Genomic DNA, 20,809 nt, shown 5'->3' with positions numbered 1-20,809 from the left:
ATATCAAATAGAGATACTTCGTTCAAAGAAAAAACAGCTTGGATTATGTCTATTCTGTGAACATTTTATGACAAATGTACTTTTAAATGACCTATTCCCCATTTTAGCCAAAATAATTCATCTTTAATCAAAGGGGTTTATCTTTCTATTACATTGCCTCTGGTGCGGCAATTCCTAGTAATCTTAAACCTTCTTTCAAAACAAGTGTTACAGCATATACGAGAGAAAGTCTCGCTTCTTTTCCGCTATTTTCCTCTAAAATTTGAACATGCGCATAATACTTATTAAATGTTTTTGCTAAATCAATAACGTACTTTGCCACTTCAGAAGGATCATATTGCACAATCGCCTTTTCCACAATTGTCGGAAAGTCCATTAAAAGCTTTACAATTGGAAAACTTAGCTGATCCCATTGTAATTGGTCTATATTAGCTGGTGGGTAGAAATTACCTTTCCGCAGTAAGGAACAGGCTCTTGCATGTGTGTATTGGATATATGGTCCTGTTTCTCCTTCAAACTTCAACATATCTTCTAGAGAAAACTCAATATCTGTTAGGCGATAATGCTTTAAGTCATGAAAGATAATTGCTCCTGTTCCTACTTGTTTTGCCACTTCTTCTTTATTTTCAAGAGAAGGGTTTTTTTCTTCGATATTTTTCTCCGCTAATTGAATAGCTGCTTGAAGCACTTCTTCTAATAAAACAACTTTCCCTTTTCTCGTTGACATCTTCTTGCCGTCTTTCAGCATCATACCAAATGGAATATGAGCCATCCCTTCTGCCCAATCATAGCCCATTTTCTCTAACACTTGAAATAGCTGCTTAAAATGGAGAGTTTGTTCATTTCCTACTACGTATAAACTTTTCACAAAATGATAGTTTTCTTGACGATAGATCGCTGCAGCTAAATCCCGTGTGGCATAAAGTGTCGCACCGTCTCTCTTTTTGATTAAACACGGTGGGAAGTCTTCAAGCTCTACTACTTGTGCCCCTTCTGATTCTACTAAAAGCTGCTTCTCCTTTAATAACTCGACAACCCTTCCCATCTTGTCATTAAAAAAAGCTTCGCCATCATTTGAATCAAATGTAATTCCTAATAGTTGATAGATTTTATTAAACTCTTCTAACGATTCTTTTCGAAACCATTTCCAAAGATTAATGGCTTCTTCATTTCCCTGTTCTAGATAGTTAAACCATTTTCTCCCTTCTTCATTTAGCGAGGGGTCTTCATCTGCTTTTTCATGAAACTTCACGTACAGCTTTAATAATTCTTTAATAGGATTCTTCTGCACTTCCTCTTCGTTTCCCCATCGTTTATAGGCGACGATTAATTTACCAAACTGGGTCCCCCAATCACCAAGATGATTAATGCGAATCGGTGTGTAGCCATTTTTCTCGGCAATAAGGCCAAGAGCATTGCCGATAACAGTGGAACGCAAATGCCCCATGGAAAACGGCTTTGCAATATTAGGTGAAGACAAATCAATTGTCATGACTCCTTTATTCGTAGGTAAATCCCCATAATGCTCCTTTTGTTCGAGAACCTCCTTGATTACTTTAGAGGCAATTAATTGCTGATTTAAAAAAATATTAATATAAGCTCCTACCACTTCGACATGATCAATCAGCGGAGATTCTATCTTTTGAGAAAACTCTTCCGCAATTAACGTAGGTGCTTTCCGCAATTTTTTGGCAAGTGTAAAACAAGGAAAAGCGAGATCTCCTAAATGATCATATTTCGGTTTTTCCAATAACTGTTCAATCGTTTCTGGTGATAATTCTACATCTAATTGTGTTGCTAATACGTTTGCTAGTTCTGATTTGATGTTCATCTATATTCTCCTTTTCTATATTAGATATTTTAATAAAATAAAAAAACTCCCGCCCCTTCATACGAAGAGGCGAGAGCTTATAATTCCCGCGGTACCACTCTAATTGTTATTTTCATAACCACTTAAATCAGTTAACGGCCTGTTACCGATCATGCCTACTCCTTTTCAGCATGATATCTCCAAAGTGCGTTTCACTGCTTGCTCCACATTAGGCTTCCACCATCCCTAATTCGCTATTGCTTTACAACCAGCTACTCTCTTTTTCTACGATTTCCTATATTTTTTTCTTATTATACACACTCTTTTCGGAAGAATCCAATACTTTTTTATTTTTATAAAAGAAAGACAAGCGCCAATCATTTCCGTTTACATATAGTAATGGAGGAGGTGAAACATTTATGAATACTCAAAATCGAGCTTTGGATAGACATATTGGGGCTGTTGGTCCTATTGGTGCAGTTGGTCCAGTTGGAGCCGGTGGTTTTGCAGGCGTGGGGCATGGCGCAGTGGGAATCGGGGCTATCCCCCTTGGTGCAGTTACACCATCAGCTAGCTTTGCTGGAGGCAACCCTCTATTTTATACGCCTTTTCATCATAGCCCTGCTATTCAACACCATTGGAATTATGGTCAGCATTTCCCAGCATACTCACAACCATATGGCTATAATCCCGCTTATTCTACTTACGGATATTATCCCTATTATTGATTTCAGAAAAAAGGCAGCAACTAGATTCCATCCATTTAGAGAAATTCTAGTTGCTGCCTTTTTATGCTGTTGATATTATTCCGCTATGCTTATTTGTTTATTTTTTCGCCAGATTGCGAAGGTTACTGCTAATCCATCATGGGAAAGAATCTTATAGAGACGCTCCTACCGAGAAAAGAGCTTTGTTAGGACAAGCTCCTACTAATGCCAGTGCATCAGCAGATACAGATACTGGCGGCAATCATCAGCAAATAATAGTTTTACAACAGATAACGAGTAGTGCATGGAGGCAAAGGGAAATGCACCTATCGGGAACAATGGAGGTGCATCTAGTTTTGTCGGCTAAACTACTGTGCTTTTGAACGCTACTTTTCCCTTGGTTCCTTTGAATAATGGTGTTCATCCCCTTTATGAACGCAACTTTTTCCTTGGTTCCTCTAAATAATGGCTTTCATCTTCTTTATGAACACCTTTTTTCCCCGGTTTCTTTAAATAATGGTGTTCATTCCCTTTATGAACGCATTTTTTCCCTTGCTTCCTCAAAATTATGGGGTTCATCCCCTTTATGAACACCACTTTCCCCTAGGTTCCTCTATAAAATGGTTTTCAATCTATTAAAATACTGAATCTCCTTGCTATACTCCAAGTCTAGCATCCCTCTCTCTTAACTGACATATCCCCCCCTATAACAATCATCCTTAAATATCAAAAAAACGATGGAATTTGACACTATGCCCGCATAGTCATTCCATCGCTTTTTGTTATTTAACTGGAATCCATATTTCAGAGTAGCAATTTTCGCTTGACGGATCATCATCTGTATAGCGTTCAAAGGAAATAAATCCTGCTTGTTGATAACCACTGGACGGCATCCATTCCGAATATATTTGCTTCCAAACCTTCTGCATACTTTGCGGCATTGGTCCATGCACCTCAAAAACTGCCCACTTGGATGCTGAAATAACGAGCTGATCATATTTTTCAGATTTATCCTCTGTTGCAACCGCTATCCAGTAATCCATATCCTTACCCGCTGCTTCTGACTCCTCTACACAAACGCCAAGAACACCTGGAATTTCTCCCCTAGTCAGCATCAGAAGCTCGTTCACTGTTCCATTCTTATTAACTTCATCCCAGAGTTTTGGAATCTCACGGAGATTTTCATCTTCCTTAAAAGTATAAGATTTTTTCATCCCGACAATCGTAAATGCCTCTTTCTCCACTACTTTTACTTTCATTGGTTCTGCCCCTTTCAGCTGTACTTGAATGACTAGTGGATTGTATATTTTTAGACTACCAATTCCTCGTCTCGTTTCACTTGGTGTAACTCCATGCTGTCTGCGATATGCTTTCGTAAATGCTTCTGGTGTATCATATCCATATCTTAATGCAATATCGATTATCTTTTCTCTTGAATGAAGCAAGCTTTGACCAGCCATTGATAGTCTGCGTCGCCTAATATACTCTCCCACTGGTATTTCCGTAAGGATTGTAAATGTTCGTTGAAAGTGAAATATTGAAACATTTGCGACACGCGCAATCGCTTCTATTTCAAGCTTTTCTTCCAAATTATTTTCGATATATATTAATGCCTTTTGTAACCCTTCCAACCATGTCACATTCATCACATCCTTAAAAATAGCATACATGGATTACTGTTGGTTTTCCTGTTCATTTATGCTTGCTTTTGACAGATATATCCTTGGTTTTCTTCTCATCAATATATCGGATTAAAGAAAGGATAGACCGCCCTAAGTAAATACAAAAAAAGGCACCAAAAATAATAAGTGCTGCTAAGTAATTGGCAAATAGCTTCTTACTGGCAATAAATAGTATTAAAAACACTAGTGTGATCAACAAATTGAATATTGGATGATTTTTCATTCATTTCCCTTCCTTTTTTATAGATAAAATATGTATCGTCACGATAAAATAGGCTGTCTATCCCTAGCTCTAGGTTTAGACAACCTTATTCGACCCTAATAGAAAACGTATAATTGGGATTTCCTTGATCCCATTTAGCATAAATCATATAAACATATGTTCCTTTTTTGGCTGGCACTGTCATTTTATTTTTATCTACTTTAATAAATTCCTCTTCTCCATCTTCAAACACTTCTGCAACCTGTAAAGATCCAGCTAATGGCTTTTTATTAAAATCGATGGTAATCGTTGAATTCGGTTCCACTTTCACGGAACCATTTTGTAACCCCATATCCCATGGAGATGCATAGACATAATCAACACAAGATCCTTTTAATGAACCTTGCCAGCAATTAGAACCAATTGTTGTCGGAATTCTATTATTCTTCCATAATACCTCAGGTTTTGGTGGCTTGGAAAAATAAATCGTATCCATTAGAACCCAAATACAGGCAAAAATAAAAGCAATTATTGTTACCACCATAAACATGTGAACCTTTTTGTCCCCTTTCATTCCTCTTTTATATATTGGACGATTGATATTGCAGAAAAGTTTCGATTTTTCTTTATAAATAGAAAATTCCAGCGATATTATACTTATTCTCCCCCACAGCTTCCTCCACTATCAAACGAGGATCCACAGTCATTTCCTCCATCAAAGAAAGACGCTTGTGAGCTATCTCCTGGATTTCCCTGAAAAGGCGGATAATGATGGTTATTTATATTGTTTGTCTTTTCTTTGCGGGAAAAAAATTGAGCCACGACGATTGCCACAAATACCAACATAATAATTCCCAACATACTTCATTCCTCCCTCACTTGCTGTTCTATTTTATATACGTAGGCTGATTGGAAATAGTTTCATATTTTTTCAATTAAAAAAGCCGAAAAGTAGCAAACTACCTTTCGGATAGATTAATTTATGCTCTTTTCCTTATTTCCTTTACTCTTTCCATAACGGAAGGCTTCTTTTTACTGAAATAATAGAAAATCCCTGTTATCAGTAGAATAATTACAATTAATGCTAATGGATTAATATCTGTAGAGAATACACCATAAGGAATTAACGCAAGGATAAAAAAGTAAAAGAAATTACCTATTGCTGTACCGATAGTAAAAGGACGTATCGATATTTTGCTTATACCAGCAATGATATTTAAAATACTTGTCGGAAAAAACGGAAAAACCCTTCCATAGAACACATAGCGCATCCCTTTTTGTTCGATTTTATCTAACATTTCTTGGTGATTTTGCACCTTTTTGATCACAAAATCTTGGAACCAAAAACGAATGGCTAAGAAGATAATGATTGCAGAAATGATGCTAGAAAACCAGCTCCATAGAAAGCCATAAATGAAGCCAAATGAGTAAAAATTGAGGGTAATTACTAAAATTAAAGGAATAACGGTAAAGCTATTTTGAATAATCATAAGGAATAAACTGACAATAAGTGCATAAGAAATATTCTCTTTAAATGCATATGTGACTGAATTTAACTCCCCTTCACGAATCGCCTGAAAAATATCAGTGTATCGGAAAAAGATAATAAAGAGGCTGATTGTCACAAAAAACGTAAATGGCTTCCAAAAATGTTTTATATAAATCACCTTTTTCATAAATTATATGTCATATTCTAAAGAGTGGTACACTTAGAGTATCATTTTCTACAGATTTCTTCCTTTTGTTTTTTTATATTATCTGTTTTTCTACCCGTTTCTACTATTTTTCAATCAGGGGGGGATTATTTCTTACCTAAAAAAAATAAGTAAGTACATAAAAAGCAGTTAAGTTTTACATAAACATAACTACTTTTTTTACTATACTTTATTTCCATTCTATCAAACTATTTTTTCCTACATGTCCTCTTCTACCCTATCTAACCATTCATTCATAAGCGCAGTAAATAACTTTGCCTGTTCAATCTGCAAGTTATGCCCGGCTCGATCTAAAATTGCAAATGTTGCTCGGGGATAATTCCCTAAAATTGCAAACGCATCTTGATATCCGACTACCGAATCTTGTTTTCCTAGTAAGAAGACAGTTGGTTTTTGAAATAGGACATCATCGACTGGAAAGGAAAATCCGTAGTTCTTTTGAATTTTATTCAAAAATGCTGTATTCGCTATATTGCATCCTGATAAAATTTCATCCTTATATCGTATCCAATTGTATTCATCTAAAACTACTTGATTGGTTTTGAAATCGTTACGTTCTTCTTCTACTAAGTTTGATAAAAATTCATTATCTGCATAAACAATCGTGTGTGCTGGAAGTGTTCTCTTTTCTTTATCGGGCAAATGAATGCTGCGCCTAATATTTGCTCTTTATAAAGCTTGATGATTCCTCTAGTTAAGTAGCCGCCATAGGATTCTCCTATAATCAGAAAAGGTTGATTAGCAATCTTTGTCTCTATAAAGCTTGCTACTGCTTTTAACATTTCATCGGAATTACTTATTAAGTCATAATCCATGGTTTTCCCCATGCCAGGTAAATCCAAATATATCCGTCTCCATCCATCTTTCTCTCTAAAAACAGGCTCCATACACCCACTCATGAGTCTATGATCTAGCGTAAATCCATGTAGCATGATAATGGGAATTCCAGTTCCTATATCTTCGTAATATATGTTTGCATTTTTCACTTTGCAGTATGGCATCTTTCTTCCTCCCTATTAATAAAATGTATGTATCTATGGAAGTTCCTTACTCAAATAATGATATATTCAGGTTTTTCCCATAACAGTAGACAAGCAGTGTGTGTAATTGAGCTCTATGATGATAGATATGTGCGACTATTTCTAACAACCACTCGTACCTTGTATAGGTCGCTCCCCAATAAGCTGTAGTCCTTTCTTGTAACTCTATTTCTGTAAGATTCATATAAATATCTTTTAAAGTTTTATAATTTTCTGCAATAGCACTCTTGACATCCTGTATGCTTAATAATGCAACACTCGAATAATATTGATTCATCTCTTTTTGTGTTGCACCGTTCGATATCATTAAATCAGCCTTACAAATAACGGCTATGTGCTCTAAAAGCTCACCTATCGAGCGCTTATTACTTGCTGGCTTTTTCTGTAAGTCCGCCTCTTCAATAACTTCAACCATTTGGATTGTTGTTTTTAAAGCTATTTCTATTTGATTTAGTGCACTATTTATATAGGTATTCACTACTAACTCCCTCCTTGCAACGAATATATGTTCGCTTTTATATTATAGACGAATCTATCATAAGTTCAATATAAATATTCGTTAATTCCGACTTTTTGATCAAGAAAAAATTCAAACCATCCAAAGTTTTAAGTCTATTAGATCGCTTCCATCTTAAATGTCCTTGTCCAGCTCCTTTTCGATTTGCTATACTTTAAAAGAAACGAACAGGAAGTGTAATTATATGAGACAGGCACTTATTATCATCGACATGCAAGAAATTTTCTTTAACCATCGTGAAAATTATTTATTCGATAGAATTCAACTAGTAAAAAACATCAATATACTAATCAATCAAGCACACGAAAAAGATATTCAGGTTATCTTTATCCAACATACAGATCCAAATGAACAGTCCGAGCTTTATGAGGGGAAGGACGATTGGAACCTCCATCATAATCTATTGTTATCCACTACTGATAAGATAATTAGAAAATCTAAATGGGATGCATTTTACCAAACAGAACTTTTGGATTATTTAAAAAGCAAGAAAATCGAACAGCTTATTTTTGCTGGTGCACAAACGGAGTTTTGTCTTGATACTACTATCAGAGCAGCCTATAGCTTGGGATTTCAGCAGAATCTCCTTTATCAAAACACTCATAGCACCATTAACAGCTCCATTTTAAATGCAGTTGATATTATTAACCACCATGAATCTATTTGGAATAATCGGTTTTTAACAATCATAAATGAAGAACTGAAATTATAAATATCTTCTGGCGTAATACACTATGTTATTTTTTTATTACTCTAGATCGTAGTATTAGGATAAGATTAAATAAATTACACCTGATTGATGGATTTGGCGCATCACCTGAAATAAATTGGCTTTCTGATCTTGAAATGTTATTACTTTAGATTCAAGTTAATTAACAACAAATGAGTATTAAATAATTATTGTTTACAAAATCAGAAGAATCAAGAAAATCTTATCAAATAACCAAATAAAATAAGAACTATACTGGACTTTCACTTTATATTTAGATAATTATTAACATTTCGGAAATTTTGTATACTAAGCAAACTTCAACTTAAAAAAAGCCGAATTCCCGAACTCTAAGGAATCGACTTTTTTATTTTTGATTCTTAAACTAAAAATTCCGATGGTTAAAGAGCGAAAACCCTCTAACGGAAAACCCCAGAAAAGCTGTGAAAATATCTTCTTGGGTTGTTCTATCTTTCTTAACTTTTATTTAGGGAACGTTATTAATATAAATCTATAAAATATATATACAATGTTTAAAGATTTTTAATTACCCTGTACCTACAATTTGGATTTCAAGTCCCCTTGTAGTAAAAAGTTGTTTGGACTATATGACTTATCTTACACAGAGAATATTTTCAAGAAAGTATACGTTTTTGAACGTCTGTTGCTGAAATTGCTAAAAGAGTGTACCAATTTCTGCTGGTTTAGGTACAGCTTTTTGTTCAGAATCAGTCTATTAAACAATGCTCTATTTCTTTCTGCCATATTGAAGAAATGCTGAGCCTTCTACACATGCTTTTTAATATACATTGAAGCTTTGTTTAACACTTCGGTAAAGAATGGAACGGCTTCACTAAGAATTGGCACTTCAATTCCATTAAGATCAATTATTCCTTGGAAAAGTTATATCTTTATTAAATTAATTACCTGATTATTTAACATTATCATATATTTTTCTCTAAAAAGTACTTCTAATTACATTACCACAACGTGAGGCACTAGATACAACCGGGCAGCTGTCTCACTTCACAAATTTATTCTACAAGTCAAAAATGTTAATATTAGACTAAACGGTCAATAATAAACGCAATGTAAGAAGCCTTATTAGCTTCACCCTAGTCCAATGTTGATAATACAATGGAAACAAAATCATCTAAAACCTTTGGATCAGATGATAATTTAGAAACTTGTGTAAGTGAATATCGAGAATGGTTCAAATACTTAGCCAGAGCTTCTATATCTTTTTGCAACTCAATTTCCCCATTTTCTTGACCACGTATTAGTGATTTATAAAAAGCTTCTTCTAACCTTCTTATATCCATTTTGAAAAACTCCGCAATTTCCCTATCATGAGGTACTTGAGAGATTGCACTATCCAAAATAAAGCACTCTTTACGTTTTTCATCATCCTTTAAAACGTATACCACTTCATAAAAAACTTTACTTATTGCTTCTTTAACTGATCCTGGATGTTCCAAATAAGATATTACCGTAGCGGTTTTTTCATTAATATAATGTTTTACTGCAGAAATAAAAAGATCCCTTTTGGTACCATAAGTATCATAAAGACTTTGCCGTGCAATCCCAAGTCCTTTAATTAGTAGTGGCAGTGAAGTCCCTTCATATCCATAATGACCGAATACCTCCATGGCTTTATGCAATACTTGGGTAGTATCAAATTCCTTGTTTCTTGCCAAAGTGATAACCCCTTTTTTCTATCATACTAACTTTTTTAGAACGTACAGTCAAGAAATAGATAGGTTTAGAAATTATGCGTATCTAATTTGGGATTGAGTTACTTAGGGAATGGAACAAATTCATTTTAACTTCCAATTGAATCAATGAACACTAGTGGATTCCAGTAATCCTTATAACGAGTAATAAATCCATCTTTTGTTTCCACTACACTAATATATTTTTGGTTGTATGGTTTGCCTGTTTCACGTTGCTTACCAATAGAATTGAGCTCTGCAATAACTAGTTCAGGATCTTCTGTTATATGAAAAATAGGATCTGTAAACTCTACTTCAAAGTTTTCAGGGAAACTTTGCATATAATCATAAATATCCTCTTTCCCTACCAGCATATCTGGATAGCCTTTCGGAGCATATGGAAATTCTAATACCCCGCCTTCTGCCCAAAGATTGATCCATGATTTAATATCTCCACTAGATAGATGTTTTAGATGTTTATTAAATATCTCCTGTGCTCTTTCGCGGATTTCTTCTACTGATAATGCTTGATTATCCATTATTATCTTCCTCTCTTTTTATTATTGACTATTCAGTCTAGAAATATCAAAAAAATAAGGTTCTGTAATAAATAATTACAGTTCCCCTTCCTGACAAATCCATCTTATCACTTTCTGGACTGTCCAGTCAATAATTATTTTGGTTTCTTTTTGGACATTCTACTTTTTATTCTTATCTACTAATTCTCTAATAGCAATTACGAATTGAATCCCGCCTTTTAATCTTAGAGTATACATACAAATTGTAACATCCAGCAAAGTTTGCAGTTGCTAAGTTAGTATTCTTTGTGATATTCCCGATATTAATCGTTTAAGTTCATTAAATCTGATTGTTTTTTCGGATAATATATCGATTTTGATACCTTTCCATTTTCACCTACAATCTGTAAAGCCGTCTCAATTGGATAAGCTCTTATAACCTCTTCACTGTATTCTCCATTATTTTTTTAACCTATATCCCATAATGCCACCCCATTCATTAAGTTACAAAAATGAGCATATTTACATGTACCAATCATTTTCACTATATTTAATATATCAGAAATGAAAGAGTTCATATCATGATCACATGTTAATAGTCGAGACGAGACATGAATACATTTTGCAGGAACAGATTAAGAAAATGATTAAGGGTGGATATTTTATGGATTAATCCAAAATAGTATTAATAACTGGCGATAACAAAGGAATTGGTTTTGAGACAGATAGACAATTAGGGAAAATAGGAATGAGATTTTAATAGGATTGAGAAATGGAAAAAGGGGCTTGAGGCATTAGCATTATTAGAAAAGGAAGATATTAAAGCTAAAACAGTGGGTATTGAGGTTTCATACCCCACTCCCATATTCTCCGTTGTAGAAAACATTGAACAAGAAAATGGTTTGCTTGATATATTGATTAACAATGCAGGCGTGTTTTTGGAAGGTAATATCACTCAGAATAACTTCCCCCCTCTTTCTTTTTGTTTTTCACTACTTTATCTTAGATTTAAAAAACGCCTTTAATATCAAATAGTGGACTATACGGATGGCACCCATCGCAAATGTTACGCAATGGGATCTCGACTTAGATAGAGCTATCAAAGAACCGAAAGATGCTTATTTTATTTGCCACAGTTTAGGCTTTATTACGTTTTTAAGATACCTTTCACGTAATAATGTACTAATTAAAGGGGCTATTTTTGTTTCTGGATTTGCAGAACCCATTACAGCGTTCCCACAATTTGATCCCTATATGCACGAATTAAATTTGGATAGAATCAAGCATTTCCTGGGAGCATCCTTTTTAATTTCATCCAGAACTGATAGCATCATCGATTGGCAAATCTCAAATTCCTTAGCAAATAAACTTGAAATTCCTTTTATTTTATTACCTTTTGGCGGACATTTTACTTCTGAAGAAGGAATTATTGAGATGCTATCCGTCAAACATATTATTAAAGCAAAATGGTTATAACATTTCCAATAGAGAACTTTCTTGGACAAGAAAACAAAGCGATCCTTCCTAAGGGAAGCATCGCTACTTTATCTATTCAGTAAAAAATTCTTAATATGGAGATTAGTTATTTTTTTCGGTTGAAGCAGGATTGCTAGTATTTTCTGCATTTTTACGATTCTTAACCCCTTTGCTTTTATAAGGCTTGTTACTCTTTGCTTTATTAGCACTAGCCTGCCAACGATTCCAGCCTTTTTTATCTGTTCCTCTGCCTGTACCGCCTTTACCTTTAGCCTTTGCTTTACTCATAAAATCAACTCCGATTTTTCTAATATATTACGTAACATTAATTAGTCTTATCCTTTTATTCTGGTAAAAAACGTACATAATGAACTATTAGTATATAACAGTCTGCTATTGTTTGAAACATTAACCTTTTCAAGAGTTTATTTCTGGTGCTTTCTCTTCCCTACAACTTACACGTTTTCCCAATAGCCGAGCATGACACTAAAAAATGAAACCTTTTTTCTATCAAATCCGTAGAACATGGTGGGGATGACTTTTATGAAGACGAGAATGGTCTAAACGTAATAAGCTGTATAAAAGACAGTCATCTCTTCTACGAATGATAAATTATATAATAAAAAACTATCTTGGGGAGTGAAAAATATGAATAGTACCGTTATCCTGATTATAGCATTAGCAGCAATAGCTATATGGTCTATACAAATATATGAGTTTTTGAAGCCATCGAAAGAACAAAACAATCGCAAAATCGTTTTATTAACATCTGCTGGTTCTATATTCACGATAATTCTTACCGTTTCATTTTTCCAAAATATCCCATTTTTTTAAATAATGGGGATTTAACTAATTAATTATCCATTACGATGAAAAGAAAAAAGCATATAAAAATCAACCCCGAACTGTAGACAAACTCCTGTATTTTGGAAATGAAAGTTTGAGTAAAGTATATTTATTAATCTCTTTGAATCTGAATGACCCCGATTTGCCTGCTAAACTGCAGGGTCTCAGACTGAAACTCCCTTTTCCCATAGGGAGTCTTCCCTCTTCACTCCAAGCAATACATAAAAATGCAATTCTACTTCCCCAATATCTTTTTGTCTACTAACTGGTAAATGAACCTTGCTCTTTTTATTTCAAAAATAACAATTCTTTAACAATTTTATTAAATATTCTATTATTGGAAAAAAACGTCGAAAAAAAGGAGTATAATGGAAATAAAAATAGGGGGAGGTTGTTGAAATGATTACTTTATTAGAAGATATTGCCCAACATGGACTAAAAGATACGAAATTATACATCATGAAAACAACTGATTCGTTTGTTATTTCCATCCCTAAAATTAATTGGTCTACCGAAATAAGCAATGCAGAATCTCCACACAATCAATTCGACCATTTACTACATTCCTTAACTTTTCACATGTTTGAAGGTGACTGTTCCCAACTAGCTGAAAGTATCACAAGTTCTATTAGTAAATATGAAACTTCATAATAAATCAAAACTTCCATCAAGTGGAAGTTCATCGCCCACTTGATGGTTTGGTTGTAACTTTCTGATTTAACAGCAAATTTCCCATCTAATTCCCTCCAATAGTTTGATGCTTGCTAACCGTTAAAAGAAGGATAAAATTCCTTTCCCCATTCTATCTTTCTAATTGTATATAATCTGTTATCCTCGTGACTTTTCCTATCCTCTATTTTTCCTTCAATGATATCTTCACTTGTGCGGTCTTCTGGTATTTTTATTTACTTTTGCATGAATTGGTTCCCATACGCTAAAATGATTATAATGACAATAGAATTTTTTAAAGGAGTTTTTATAGTGGATTTACTTTTTACAAGTGAGCGATTAGGTTTTCGTTTATTAACAAAAGAAGATATAGATGCATGTGAACAATTTTGGGGAAATGAGGAAGTAATGAAATATTGTGGCGGCAGCACTTCCTCTGCATTACTGCCTCAAGTTATTGACTTTTATCAGCAATGCCAAGAAGATTTTGGACTCTCCGTTTATGGTGTTATTGATTTGGCAACCAATCAAGTTATTGGAGCAGCAGGCTTTAATATGGAAGATTCCGTTGATCAAGCTGAGCTTATTTTCCATTTCTCCAAACCTAATTGGAATAAAGGGTACGCTACAGAAGCTGGCATTGCCTGTTTAACCTTCGCAAAAGAGCAAGGGAATATCCAAAAAATAAATGCTTCTGCAAGTATTGCGAACAAGGCTTCCTTAGATGTACTTGGCAAAATTGGTTTTCAATATATGGGCATTAAATATTTCGAGGATACCGAGCAAGAAGAAGCTTATTTTGTGTTTGTTTTATAGGTAAATAGATAATAGTTTATTGTAAATACAGTATAGAAAAAGGGAAATCATCAATTCCCCTTTTTCCATACCTGATGGTTCAACTTTTTTTAAATATCCGCTTATTCAAGCAGGTTCACTCAAAAAATGTGTGTGAATCCTTATGTAAGTAAACGTCTACTTCTAATTTCTGAAATAACGATTATTATCTTATGGAAAATAACTCAATAAACGATCAAAAGAATGAATTTCGGCAAATGGTTTAATCTCGGTGGGATTTCTTGATCCTGCGAGGAGTAAACCATCCACCTTTTAAATGGGCATTTTGACACCATTTATATCTATTTCGATGTCATTCTCAAAATTCCACATAAAAAGGCTGGCTCTTCTCATCCAAACAGTATTCTATTCTTTGTCTAAAATTCTTATATTTCACCATGTTGAGCGCTTCCTCAATAGGGAAAAATCCTACTTCTAAACTTTCTGGTGATGTAGTAAATTCCCCGCCAACCGGTTTAGCTAAGAATAATGTATTGCATATAGAACCATTGACATTTTGAAAGATTCCACAAAATTTTATTACTTCAATATCAATTCCTGATTCCTCTTTTGTTTCTCTTATCGCAGCAGCTTTCAGTGACTCTCCCTCTTCCACTTGGCCACCTGGCATTTCCCAGCCTCTTTTGGGTCCTTTGATTAATAAAATTTCCTTTTGTTCATTGATGACTATCGAAGCAGCCGAAACAATATGTTTAGGCGGCGCATATTGCGGTTGTGTATTTTGAGTCAATTGCTTTCCCCCATCCCTTCTTTTTGCGATTTTTTGCAATCTTTCCATTATTTTATCATAAATTTCTCCTACGAAAAAATACCTCCTTTTCTAGTTGAAAAGAAAGTACTTTTTCGTATTTATTTTTTCACCATTTCAATGGCTCTATTAACTGCTTTGCGGGCTAATTCTTTCTCTCCTAGGTTATCATCGGCCTGAAGCATTTCCATTACTATTTTTGTTGCTGTCTTTTTATTGCGAGTAATCGGAAATATTAAGGCATACAGCTTGGCTGCTTGTTTTTTATTCATACTTCTTTTCACTACAAATCGCTTAGATTTAATGCGAGCGTAACCTTAAATAGATCGCCATCTGTCTCGATTTTCATCATGCCTTGGTGTAGATCCATGATTGATTTCGCAATCGCAAGTCCAAGACCAGATCCTTCTGTATGCCTCGATGTATCCCCGCGTTTAAAACGCTCATATAATTCATCAAGATTATCGTCAAGCTCATACTTAGATATATTTTTAAACTGCAAAATAGCTTGGTCTTTTTCTAGTTTAATGGAAATATAGACACGTGAATGCTCTAAAGAATATTTCAAAATATTGCCTATTAAATTATCAAATACTCTCCAAAGCTTCTGCCCATCTACAGTTGCATAAATCGACGGTTCTTGATTGGTTACACGAAAATCAAGTGTTGTCGCTTTAATTGTTTCATCATATTCACCTAACGCTTGCTGTAAAAGCTGCACTAAGTCTATTTTTTCCTTCTTTAATTCCACATTGCCGCTGACCATTTTCGAAACCTCGAATAAATCATCAATTAGTACTTTTAATCGTTGGGATTTCCGATCGATAATACCTAGATAGCCCTCTTTTTCTTCCTCAGATAGATTTTTATTCTTCAATAATTCCGTGTAATTGATGATTGATGTTAAAGGTGTTCGCAAATCATGACTAACATTCGTAATTAACTCTGTTTTTAGGCGTTCGCTTTTTTCTTGAGCATTTTGGGAATAAATCACTCCATTTTTTAGTGTATTGATTGTCTCTGCTAATGCTGAAAGTTCACTAGATGCTTTTATATCTAAGTCACTTACTTTTCGACCGCTCCTGATTTCCTTTGTATATAGAACTAACTGACCTAGAGACTTTGCATTTTTCACTAAATAATGGATGGCTGGTATGCCGATAATTATGACCGCAATAAGAAAGAACAACACAAAAAATGGTTCCACAATCACTGCCATTAAACAAAATCCTAGCGCGAAAACTATCATTAAACAAAGGATTAATTTAGTCAATGGACTTCTACTTGAAAATAATAGCAGCATTGGTTTTCCGATTGTTTTAACACATTTTCCAACAAATGTTTTTGTCCAAATTGATTTATCGCCTTTTACTATTTCCTTATATAATAGAGACATTTGGATAAAGAACAAGGATATAAACAGCCAAGCTAAACAGCCAAATAAAATAATTTCCTTCCAATAGGAGCCGTCATTATATAAATTTAATTCTATTTGATCATTTACTCCCCATACAACTATAATAGCAACAGCTAAACTTATAAGGAGAAAAATTATACCGATATCAATTGGAATTTTCTTATAAAATGGGTATTCCCATTGTGTTAAAATACTTCTTTTAGTTAAAAGGAGAATACAGCTGGCAACTAGGCTGATGATACTAATAACACTAAAGTAGATCACTTGCTTTTGTTGCGTTTTATAATTATCCATGTCTTTATGCAGCATACTCTTAGTACTTAAATTGTCAGGAACAGCAATAACTCCTTCAAAGCTGCCGATGTTTTTCTTGATGTTATTTAGAATAGACACTTCTATAGCAACCGCATCGGGATCGCCAAACTCATACCACGGAGAATCTAAAGAAATATAATGCTGTTCCCACTCATCCTTTGGATTTATATGGATATCGCCAAGAAATTTTGTATTTTTCTGATTCAGCTTACTCTCAATTGTTTCGCCCGGAGCAAGATTAACATTTGTTACTTTTTCTCCTGTTTTGTTATTTTCAAAATAATAAAGGAAGGAATCAGTCCAGTCTTTATACTCATATTCTCTATTCTGTAATTCTTGATAGTATTCATCTAATTGTCTTGCTTTTTCTTTCTTAATCTTATCTTCTACGTATTCATCACTTTGGAAATTTTTCGTAATATCAGCGATTTTCTTATCTCTTTCTTCTGTATATAGCTGTTCTGCTTCTGAGCTTCCTGTTTCTTTAGCGGTCTGAATTTGCTCTTCATACTGACTTTTTATGTTTTGAATTTGTTCATTTAAATCACCATAATAATAACGGTATTCATTTATTTCTTTAGCTGATACGGTTATTTTTTTCTTTGCCTCTTCAATCGGAATATAATATAACTCATTTTCACTTAGAAGATCCTTATAATATTGCATTCTTTCTTGAAATATCGATGTTTGATAAAAATCCGTGTGTAAATAACGGTTAAACCACATATCTACAGATACAATTCCACTCAGCGCGAGTGTAATAAGCAGTGTCCAGACAATAAAAAGGCCTTTACTTCTCGATTTTGTAGCCAATGCCCCACACCACCTTTAAGAAGCGAGGATTTTTTGGATCCACTTCAATTTTTTCACGTATTTTTCGTATATGTACTGCTACCGTATTTTCGGCATTGTATCCAGGTTCTTTCCAAACACTTTCATAAATTTCCGCAATAGAGAATACTCTGCCAGCGTTTTTCATCAACAAAACAACAATCTTATATTCAATCGGAGTCAGCTTTACACTTTCTCCATTTACGGCGACTTCTTTCGCCTCCTGGTCTAATGTTAATCCATGAAGGTCTATTTTTTTCTTCACCCCATCAAAGGTGCCAAGTGTTACATATCTTCGCAACTGCGATTTCACTCGGGCAACTAGCTCCATTGGATTAAATGGCTTGGTGATATAATCATCTGCCCCTATTTGTAATCCCAATATTTTATCTGTATCCTCGCTTTTAGCTGTCAGCATAATAATCGGAATATTTTTTTGCTCACGAATTTTATAAGTAGCCGAAATTCCATCTAAATTAGGCATCATAATATCCATTAAAATTAAATGAACTGTCTCTCCCACTAAAATCTCCAACGCCTCTATTCCATCACTGGCTTTTAACACCGTAATTCCTTCGTTTTTAAGATATATTTCAATAGCATCTCTTATTTCTTTTTCATCATCCACCACGAGCACATTGACATTCTCCACCTTAAAACCACCTGCTTTCTCTCTCTTCGCTGTCTCTATCATAGAAAAAATTTCTTAACATCTGCCAAGCAAAATTCTTAAGAATTTCTTAATATTTTATCTACCAATTCGATTCTCTTATTCTATCAAAGGAATATGCTGATCACATCCACATTTTTCTGCTTTTTAATAAAAAAATTTAAAAAGGTTTTCATCAGCGACGATGAAAACCTTTTTTTCTATTGCTTTGCCTTTATTTGTTCCCGAATCTTCTCCAATTCTTCAAGGGACAATTCCCCTAATGACTCTTTAATTTCTTTTTCCATGCGCTTGCGGTTTTTCTCCCGGTATTGATTCCACCAGTCGCGAAGTCCTTCTGTTTGATCCAATATGTATTCAATGTCGATTTCTTCCACTTCATCATCGGAAATATACTCCATTACTGCTGCCAGCATCCGGTTTAATTTATCTTCTTCTCCTTCCTCCTTTTTCATATTCGTCGGTTCTTTTTTTTCTACTTCTTCACTAATCTCTACATCCTTGCGAGGCATTGTTCTCCTCCTGACTGTAATTCTATTTTTTCTATTATTTCCGTTAGACAGATCTCTATTCTTTCAGTGCAGGAAAAAGACAAATATATAGCGAATGTTTATAGTAATTTAATGTTTAAAGGAGTGGATAAAATGGAACCACGTCAGGAAGTTTTGTTTAAACAATTAGAAACCTATCGAAAGGAACTTTTAGGGGCCGTTGAATCGTTGACAGAAGAACAGGCAGAAATCATTCCAGCGAGGTTTAGGAATAATATCCGCTGGAATCTTGGTCACCTATATCTTGATCAGTTATTATGGATTGAGGCATTGACTAAAGTACCCACTGCTATCTCAAAACAATTCAATCAATGGTTTGGTTTCGGTACTACACCAGCCAACTTTACAGAAGAAACACCTTCTTTTACGGAATTAAAAGTACTTTTGCAGTCACAACCACAAGCCATATTAGAGAAGTACGGCGCTGATCTGGAAAAAGAATATCCCCCAATTGATATGGGAATGCAGACAATCGAACAAGTGCTGATTCGTACGATTTTTCACGAAGGCATGCATTTACAGGCGATTAATGATTTGAAAAAATTTATTTAGCTAAAAAGGCATTTGGTAATAGACGTTCTGCAGGCAAGCAAAAGATAAATGATAATATGCTCCTGAGTTAGCATTTTTTGCTAATACTGCCCGAAGTTAGGATATTGACTCTAACTTCGGTGTATGGAAATTATAGTTCAACTTGAAGACTTTCATTAGTTTCAATTTATTTAGTACAAATAGAACATTTTAATTGTTTATTTTTAAACACAAAATCACTATGTATGATTATTAAGTTGCAAAATAATATTAGTATGCAGTTGTTCGCTTTAATAGTAAAAGAGTAATCTACTGTAAACAACGCTTAGCAGAAAAAGAAAACGCACACTCGTCATTTCGACAAAGATTTGTTTATTGAAAGAATTTTTACTTACTCTGAGAGATGAGTAAAGGAAAAAGTGCTAGTAAATAGTCGGTACCATGCCTCCATCCATGCGGATCGGAGAACCTTTAAAAGCGGATGCATAAGGGCTGCATATAAAGGCAGCTAATCTACCTATCTCAGCTGGTCTGATAAATCGCTGGATTTCAGACTGAGGTAGATTTGTGGTCATAAATTTTTTCTCTTTTTCTGAAAATGTCATATCTTCATTAGGATACATCCCCTCAATTATTTGATGAACATTTTCGGAGAGTGTTGGACCTGGCATAATCGTATTAACAGTGACTTCTTTTCCTATTGTTAATTTAGATAGACTTTTTGACAATGATAATAGCATTGTTTTTGTCATACAATATTGCGGCATTTGTCCCGAAGGCATAACTGCTTCTTCACTCGCAATAAAAATAATTCTACCAAAATTATTTTTTATCATTTTCGGTAAGTAAAATTTAGATAATCCATTTGCGGCAAGAACATTGGTATGGATATACTTTTCCCATACTTCATCGTTGACGTCCTCGTATTTCATTATTTCATAAATCCCCGTATTGTTAACTAAAATATCAATTTGAGGATGCTTTTTAAATAATGCTTCCCTTTGTTGAATATCTACTATATCAGCAGTGGCATTTTGAGGGAAGGTATCAGGGAACTCTAGTTTAATTTCATTTACGGTTTGTTCCACCTCCTCGTAATTTCGGCCATTAATTAGTACATTAACACCTTCTTTTGCTAGTTCAATGGCAATTCCTTTGCCAATCCCTCTTGATGATCCAGTGACTAAAGCTGTTTTATTTTTTAAATCTAGCTGCATAATCCATTGCTCCTTTTCGTTTGAAGTAAATTCTAGTTATTATTAAAATTATCCGACTGATAATACAGTTC

General features: G+C 34.3%; 24 protein-coding genes, 1 pseudogene and 1 other annotated feature. Of the genes and pseudogenes, 7 read left to right on the top strand and 18 right to left on the bottom strand.

What is annotated here, in order from left to right:
- Positions 1 to 148: 148 nt before the first annotated feature.
- Positions 149 to 1,831: an arginine--tRNA ligase gene (gene argS, locus NSQ92_RS08150; RefSeq protein WP_095257446.1), complete on the bottom strand. Its 1,683-nt coding sequence runs from the start codon at positions 1,829 to 1,831 to the stop codon at positions 149 to 151.
- A 62-nt stretch (positions 1,832 to 1,893) separates the two neighbouring features.
- Positions 1,894 to 2,107: a binding site (T-box leader), on the bottom strand.
- Between the two features lie 122 nt (positions 2,108 to 2,229).
- Here argS and NSQ92_RS08145 point away from each other — a divergent pair.
- A complete protein-coding gene (locus NSQ92_RS08145) occupies positions 2,230 to 2,538 on the top strand; it encodes a hypothetical protein (RefSeq protein WP_251687087.1) in 309 nt (102 codons plus the stop codon).
- A 761-nt stretch (positions 2,539 to 3,299) separates the two neighbouring features.
- Here NSQ92_RS08145 and NSQ92_RS08140 read toward each other — a convergent pair.
- From NSQ92_RS08140 to NSQ92_RS08110, 7 genes and pseudogenes are all read right to left on the bottom strand, one after another.
- Entirely contained in the window at positions 3,300 to 4,163 is an 864-nt protein-coding gene (locus tag NSQ92_RS08140) for an AraC family transcriptional regulator (RefSeq protein ID WP_328587746.1), read from the bottom strand.
- Positions 4,164 to 4,209: 46 nt separating this feature from the next.
- On the bottom strand, positions 4,210 to 4,422 hold the full coding sequence (locus NSQ92_RS08135) for a hypothetical protein (RefSeq protein ID WP_047940209.1): 213 nt from the start codon (positions 4,420 to 4,422) through the stop codon (positions 4,210 to 4,212).
- A gap of 85 nt (positions 4,423 to 4,507) precedes the next feature.
- Positions 4,508 to 4,975 (bottom strand): hypothetical protein, encoded by a 468-nt coding sequence (locus NSQ92_RS08130; protein ID WP_142300779.1) that lies wholly within the window; start codon positions 4,973 to 4,975, stop codon positions 4,508 to 4,510.
- Between the two features lie 83 nt (positions 4,976 to 5,058).
- Positions 5,059 to 5,262: a hypothetical protein gene (locus NSQ92_RS08125; protein ID WP_095257448.1), complete on the bottom strand. Its 204-nt coding sequence runs from the start codon at positions 5,260 to 5,262 to the stop codon at positions 5,059 to 5,061.
- A 119-nt stretch (positions 5,263 to 5,381) separates the two neighbouring features.
- Positions 5,382 to 6,077 (bottom strand): TVP38/TMEM64 family protein, encoded by a 696-nt coding sequence (locus NSQ92_RS08120; protein ID WP_341152546.1) that lies wholly within the window; start codon positions 6,075 to 6,077, stop codon positions 5,382 to 5,384.
- Between the two features lie 237 nt (positions 6,078 to 6,314).
- Positions 6,315 to 7,117, bottom strand: a pseudogene (locus tag NSQ92_RS08115) (alpha/beta fold hydrolase).
- Positions 7,118 to 7,163: 46 nt separating this feature from the next.
- Positions 7,164 to 7,634, bottom strand: a complete 471-nt coding sequence (locus tag NSQ92_RS08110) for a DinB family protein (protein ID WP_047940204.1) — start codon at positions 7,632 to 7,634, stop codon at positions 7,164 to 7,166.
- A 223-nt stretch (positions 7,635 to 7,857) separates the two neighbouring features.
- Between NSQ92_RS08110 and NSQ92_RS08105 the strand changes: the two genes are divergently transcribed.
- Positions 7,858 to 8,385, top strand: a complete 528-nt coding sequence (locus NSQ92_RS08105; RefSeq protein ID WP_251687081.1) for an isochorismatase family protein — start codon at positions 7,858 to 7,860, stop codon at positions 8,383 to 8,385.
- 1,112 nt (positions 8,386 to 9,497) lie between these two features.
- Here the strand turns inward: NSQ92_RS08105 and NSQ92_RS08100 are convergent.
- The 3 genes from NSQ92_RS08100 to NSQ92_RS08090 form a co-directional block, all read right to left on the bottom strand.
- On the bottom strand, positions 9,498 to 10,079 hold the full coding sequence (locus NSQ92_RS08100; RefSeq protein WP_095321385.1) for a TetR/AcrR family transcriptional regulator: 582 nt from the start codon (positions 10,077 to 10,079) through the stop codon (positions 9,498 to 9,500).
- 125 nt (positions 10,080 to 10,204) lie between these two features.
- Positions 10,205 to 10,633: a nuclear transport factor 2 family protein gene (locus NSQ92_RS08095; protein WP_095321384.1), complete on the bottom strand. Its 429-nt coding sequence runs from the start codon at positions 10,631 to 10,633 to the stop codon at positions 10,205 to 10,207.
- A gap of 270 nt (positions 10,634 to 10,903) precedes the next feature.
- Positions 10,904 to 10,963, bottom strand: coding sequence for a hypothetical protein (locus NSQ92_RS08090; protein ID WP_235850400.1), 60 nt, complete (start codon positions 10,961 to 10,963; stop codon positions 10,904 to 10,906).
- 696 nt (positions 10,964 to 11,659) lie between these two features.
- On the opposite strand from NSQ92_RS08090, the gene NSQ92_RS08085 reads away from it, so the two are divergent.
- Positions 11,660 to 12,088 carry an RBBP9/YdeN family alpha/beta hydrolase gene (locus tag NSQ92_RS08085; RefSeq protein WP_341132449.1) on the top strand — a complete coding sequence of 143 codons (429 nt, stop codon included), beginning with the start codon at positions 11,660 to 11,662 and terminating at the stop codon, positions 12,086 to 12,088.
- Positions 12,089 to 12,190: 102 nt separating this feature from the next.
- On the opposite strand, the gene NSQ92_RS08080 is transcribed toward NSQ92_RS08085, so the two are convergent.
- Entirely contained in the window at positions 12,191 to 12,376 is a 186-nt protein-coding gene (locus NSQ92_RS08080) for a DUF3934 family protein (protein ID WP_047940202.1), read from the bottom strand.
- Between the two features lie 360 nt (positions 12,377 to 12,736).
- Between NSQ92_RS08080 and NSQ92_RS08075 the strand changes: the two genes are divergently transcribed.
- From NSQ92_RS08075 to NSQ92_RS08065, 3 genes are all read left to right on the top strand, one after another.
- Positions 12,737 to 12,922, top strand: coding sequence for a hypothetical protein (locus NSQ92_RS08075; RefSeq protein ID WP_341152545.1), 186 nt, complete (start codon positions 12,737 to 12,739; stop codon positions 12,920 to 12,922).
- 411 nt (positions 12,923 to 13,333) lie between these two features.
- The gene (locus NSQ92_RS08070; RefSeq protein WP_047940201.1) at positions 13,334 to 13,585 is read left to right on the top strand and encodes a YueH family protein; all 252 of its coding nucleotides are present in this window, start codon (positions 13,334 to 13,336) and stop codon (positions 13,583 to 13,585) included.
- Positions 13,586 to 13,915: 330 nt separating this feature from the next.
- Positions 13,916 to 14,419, top strand: a complete 504-nt coding sequence (locus NSQ92_RS08065; protein ID WP_061800545.1) for a GNAT family N-acetyltransferase — start codon at positions 13,916 to 13,918, stop codon at positions 14,417 to 14,419.
- Positions 14,420 to 14,756: 337 nt separating this feature from the next.
- Here NSQ92_RS08065 and NSQ92_RS08060 read toward each other — a convergent pair whose 3' ends face one another.
- The 5 genes from NSQ92_RS08060 to NSQ92_RS08040 all read right to left on the bottom strand — a co-directional run bounded on the left by NSQ92_RS08060 (position 14,757) and on the right by NSQ92_RS08040 (position 18,951).
- Positions 14,757 to 15,188, bottom strand: coding sequence for an NUDIX hydrolase (locus NSQ92_RS08060; protein WP_251687079.1), 432 nt, complete (start codon positions 15,186 to 15,188; stop codon positions 14,757 to 14,759).
- A 119-nt stretch (positions 15,189 to 15,307) separates the two neighbouring features.
- Positions 15,308 to 15,478: a hypothetical protein gene (locus NSQ92_RS08055; protein ID WP_156485459.1), complete on the bottom strand. Its 171-nt coding sequence runs from the start codon at positions 15,476 to 15,478 to the stop codon at positions 15,308 to 15,310.
- A gap of 11 nt (positions 15,479 to 15,489) precedes the next feature.
- On the bottom strand, positions 15,490 to 17,751 hold the full coding sequence (locus tag NSQ92_RS08050) for a histidine kinase dimerization/phospho-acceptor domain-containing protein (RefSeq protein ID WP_341151329.1): 2,262 nt from the start codon (positions 17,749 to 17,751) through the stop codon (positions 15,490 to 15,492).
- A complete protein-coding gene (locus tag NSQ92_RS08045; RefSeq protein ID WP_047940291.1) occupies positions 17,729 to 18,421 on the bottom strand; it encodes a response regulator transcription factor in 693 nt (230 codons plus the stop codon). The genes NSQ92_RS08050 and NSQ92_RS08045 overlap by 23 nt, the downstream gene beginning before the upstream one ends.
- Before the next feature lie 218 nt (positions 18,422 to 18,639).
- Entirely contained in the window at positions 18,640 to 18,951 is a 312-nt protein-coding gene (locus NSQ92_RS08040) for a hypothetical protein (protein ID WP_047940197.1), read from the bottom strand.
- A 132-nt stretch (positions 18,952 to 19,083) separates the two neighbouring features.
- Here NSQ92_RS08040 and NSQ92_RS08035 point away from each other — a divergent pair, with 132 nt between their 5' ends.
- The gene (locus tag NSQ92_RS08035; RefSeq protein ID WP_047940196.1) at positions 19,084 to 19,542 is read left to right on the top strand and encodes a DinB family protein; all 459 of its coding nucleotides are present in this window, start codon (positions 19,084 to 19,086) and stop codon (positions 19,540 to 19,542) included.
- A gap of 401 nt (positions 19,543 to 19,943) precedes the next feature.
- Here NSQ92_RS08035 and NSQ92_RS08030 read toward each other — a convergent pair whose 3' ends face one another.
- Positions 19,944 to 20,738, bottom strand: a complete 795-nt coding sequence (locus tag NSQ92_RS08030; protein WP_047940195.1) for an SDR family NAD(P)-dependent oxidoreductase — start codon at positions 20,736 to 20,738, stop codon at positions 19,944 to 19,946.
- Between the last annotated feature and the right edge of the window lie 71 nt (positions 20,739 to 20,809).

Origin of the sequence: Niallia sp. FSL M8-0099 (genome assembly GCF_038006945.1) — a bacterium.
GTDB classification, from domain to species: domain Bacteria; phylum Bacillota; class Bacilli; order Bacillales; family Cytobacillaceae; genus Niallia; species Niallia circulans.
The sequence above is the reverse complement of the archived record's forward strand: the minus strand, read 5'-3'. Positions and strand labels throughout refer to the sequence as shown.